The organism is Armatimonas sp., from assembly GCF_043760365.1.
In the GTDB taxonomy this organism is placed as follows: Bacteria; Armatimonadota; Armatimonadia; order Armatimonadales; family Armatimonadaceae; genus Armatimonas.
This window is the reverse complement of the sequence record NZ_JAYUPA010000816.1, coordinates 1-3,243: the sequence shown is the minus strand read 5'-3', so window position 1 is coordinate 3,243 and position 3,243 is coordinate 1. Positions and strand designations below refer to the sequence as shown.

Sequence of the window (3,243 nt, the reverse complement as noted above, 5' to 3'; positions counted from 1 at the left end):
TCCACCAGCCACGCGCCGTCGCCCTCGCCATCCAGCAGATCCGCCGCCACTTGTAGGGCGAGACGCGTCTTGCCACAGCCACCTGAGCCGGTCAGGGTGAGAAGGCGTGCCGTTGCTAGGAGTGTGCAAATCTGTGTAAGCTCGCTCTCTCGGCCCACGAAGCTGGTCGGTTGGAGAGATAGGTTGTTGGGAAGGCTGGCGAGGGAGCGTAACGTGGGGAATGGGGCCGCTAGCTTAGGGTGAAGCAGCTGAAAGATGGTTTCAGGCCGACCGAGATCACGCAGGCGATGGCGACCCAGCTCTAACAGGGAAGCCGCCGCGGGTAGGGAATCTCTCACGAGCTCCTGTGCTGTTGCGGAGAGGAGTGTCTGCCCGCCGTAGCCCGTGGCGAGCAGCCGTGCCACACGGTTGAGTGGCTGCCCAAAGTAGTCCTTGTCCCGGCTCTCCACCGCTCCGGTGTGCAGTGCCATGCGCACTTTGATAGGTGTCTGCTCCGGCCAAGGCTCGCCTGTCAATGCAAGCTGAGCAGCCAGAGCGGCCACCACTGCCTCCGCGGCGGTCGTGAAGGCGGCACAGAAGGCATCCCCGATGGTCTTGAAGACGTAGCCATTGGCGTTCTCTATCGCTTCACGTAGCAGTGCATCGTGGCGGGCGAGGGCAATCTGCATTGCCCCTGGTTGTGCTTCCCAGAGCTTGGTGCTTCCCTCAATATCGGTGAACAGAAACGTGACCGTGCCTGCGGGGAGGTTCATGGCTTATTGTAGCGCTTCATGGCTTATTGTAGCCGAATCGCCTCGCGAAACGGGCCAAATCAGAATAGCAGAATCAGCAGCGAGATCTCTTCCTCACGCGAGCGATAGGCTAACGAACGATTCCGTGAGCCGCCCTTTGTGGCGGGCAACAGAGTAAACAGGGTAACACGAAATCGTTCCTTTTCGGTTACAGTTTCCGGGGTATTCAGGCAGCTTGCTCTCGGGCTTTTTTGGCACGAGCGATCCCCCGCCTGATATCACGGCTACGGACATTCGTGCCCAGATCGCAAAGGTGCTGGAATTGAGCCGTCGGGGCTCCGTGCAACACGCGTAGCTCTACCCCTCGCGCTTGGAGATCGGACAGGATGGAGGAAAACGCGACAAATGAGCGGCTCAGCCGAGCCCTATCACAAACCGCAAGCGTGTCTCCAGGACAGAGATCTTGGATCAGCCCCATCAGCGCAGGACGCTCCTTCAGGGGCGACATTCCAGAACACACTTCCTCGAAAACAGCCTCACAGCCTGCTTTAAGCAAGGCAACCCTTTGCTGACTCAGACTTGAGCCTGTCAATGCTGACCGTGCGTAGCCAATGACTGTTCTCATATAACGGAATCGTAGCCAAAGCATAAAACCGCGTCAAGTGACCGTTCCTAGTTCTTCTTACCGTTCCTTATTCGTCGAGGTGAGGTTCAGGGTTCTGTTGGACGAGCAGGTTCCAGAAGGGCGAGGAGATCAGCCCTCTGGATCAGCACCTTGCGCAAACCCGCCACGCGGAACGCCTTCAGCTTGCCAGATCGAATGTAGGAGCGGATCGAGGAGGTCGAGAGCTGCAAGTAGCTCGCCGCCTGCTCCACTGTCAATAAGTCATGTGCAAGTGCCTGATATTTGTCGTCGCTCTCCCCTTGGGCCATGCCACAGTATGCCATACCCGAGCTTCAGTATGGCATACCCGAGCTTCTAGGACATACTTTACGAAGCTAACTCCAGAGCGCGGACAGAGGAACCGCGAAAAGCCCCTCACCAAACGGGAGAACATGCTGGCCCGTGTAGAGCAAGATGCCACGGTGAAACTTACCACCGACAGAAACACTACCCCCGACAGATGCTTGAAGGGCACGTAGACCACGGAAATCGCTACTGGAGACCGAGGTAGACGCCTTCACTTCGACACCAACCAAGCGACCATCACGCGATTCCATCAGGACGTCCACTTCCTCACGCTGGGCTGTATGCCAATGGTAGAAGCTAGGGTGCGTCTCACTCCAAGTCGCGTCCTTCATCAGCTCCAGGGCTACGAAGTTCTCCAGAAGCCCACCCAGGAGGCTGGGGTCTTCCACCACGCGACTCTCCGAGACGCCCATCAGGTAGCCCGCCAGTCCGGTATCGGTTATGAGAATCTTAGGGGTCTTGAGAAGGCGCGTGCCCAGGTTATTGCTCCAGGCAGGAAGCAGCTTCACTAGGTAGATTGCCTCCAGAAGTGCCATATAGCGCTGGAGGGTGGTGTAGGGTAGCGGCAAGGTGCGAGACAGATCAGCAAGGTTAAGCAACGAAGCCGAGCGGGTGGCGAGCAGGCTCATCAGGCGCGGCATCTGGGTTAGACCCTCGATATTGGCAAGATCCCGCACATCGCGCTGGAGGATGGTTGTCAGGTACGAGGAGTACCAGTCTTGGCGGCGACTTGTGCTGCGAGTGAGTGCTTCCGGGTAGCCTCCTGCCAGGACGCGAGCCACGACATCTGCTCGATCCATCGCCTCAGAGCGCGGTGGCAGGCTTCCCAGAGGAGTATCGGAGAACAGGAAGTCAACAAAGCTGGATGTAGTGCCTCCTAGCTCCGCTTGGGAGAGTGGCCAGAGCGTCATAATCTCGACACGTCCGGCGAGCGACTCAGAGACCTTAGGGAGCACAAGAACATTGGCGGAGCCTGTGAGCAGGAAGCGTCCTGGTCTGCGGTCTCGATCCACGCTGGCCTTGATGGCGGGGAGAAGCTCCGGGGCGTGTTGCACCTCGTCCACAATCACCGGCTCGCCACTGGCCGCGAGAGTCGCCAGAAACCCACCGGGGTCGGCTTTAGCAGCAGAGAGTACCTCCAGATCATCGAGGGTGACATAGCGCCCTGGAAAGTCTTCTGGCGCGAAGGCAAGGTCACGTGCGAGGGTTGTCTTTCCTGTTTGTCGTGCTCCGGTGAGCAGGACGACCGGGGTATCGCTGAGAGCCTCTTTGAGGTGCGGGGTTATATTTCTCTGGTGCATGGTTGAGTTCTCTGGCGTATGGCTAAATTCTATTCGTTGTGTGGTGATATATTACCCATTGCGTGGTGAATTTACAAGAGATGATCTATCTCGCCTGGTAGGGCGCTTCTCAGGAAAGAGTAGCTTATCGATGCGGTTCTCCAGGAAGCGGCGGATAGGATCGAAGGAGAAGGCAAGCACGAGCACTCCAAAGCGCGTCACCCCACCCGACTCCGCCTTTGCGAACTGGTCGGTGGCCAGT

General features: G+C 58.1%; 5 protein-coding genes. All 5 read right to left on the bottom strand.

The features are described from left to right. On the bottom strand, nucleotides 1–752 hold a 752-nt coding region (locus ACH2EH_RS20020; RefSeq protein ID WP_395144466.1), incomplete at its 3' end, for an adenylate/guanylate cyclase domain-containing protein. Between the two features lie 205 nt (nucleotides 753–957). Then, nucleotides 958–1,356: a recombinase family protein gene (locus ACH2EH_RS20015; protein ID WP_395144464.1), complete on the bottom strand. Its 399-nt coding sequence runs from the start codon at nucleotides 1,354–1,356 to the stop codon at nucleotides 958–960. An 86-nt stretch (nucleotides 1,357–1,442) separates the two neighbouring features. Then, nucleotides 1,443–1,679, bottom strand: a complete 237-nt coding sequence (locus ACH2EH_RS20010) for a helix-turn-helix domain-containing protein (protein ID WP_395144462.1) — start codon at nucleotides 1,677–1,679, stop codon at nucleotides 1,443–1,445. A gap of 51 nt (nucleotides 1,680–1,730) precedes the next feature. After that, on the bottom strand, nucleotides 1,731–3,002 hold the full coding sequence (locus tag ACH2EH_RS20005; protein ID WP_395144460.1) for an ATP-binding protein: 1,272 nt from the start codon (nucleotides 3,000–3,002) through the stop codon (nucleotides 1,731–1,733). A 51-nt stretch (nucleotides 3,003–3,053) separates the two neighbouring features. Continuing rightward, nucleotides 3,054–3,243: hypothetical protein (locus tag ACH2EH_RS20000; RefSeq protein ID WP_395144458.1), on the bottom strand; the 190-nt coding region annotated here is incomplete at its 5' end.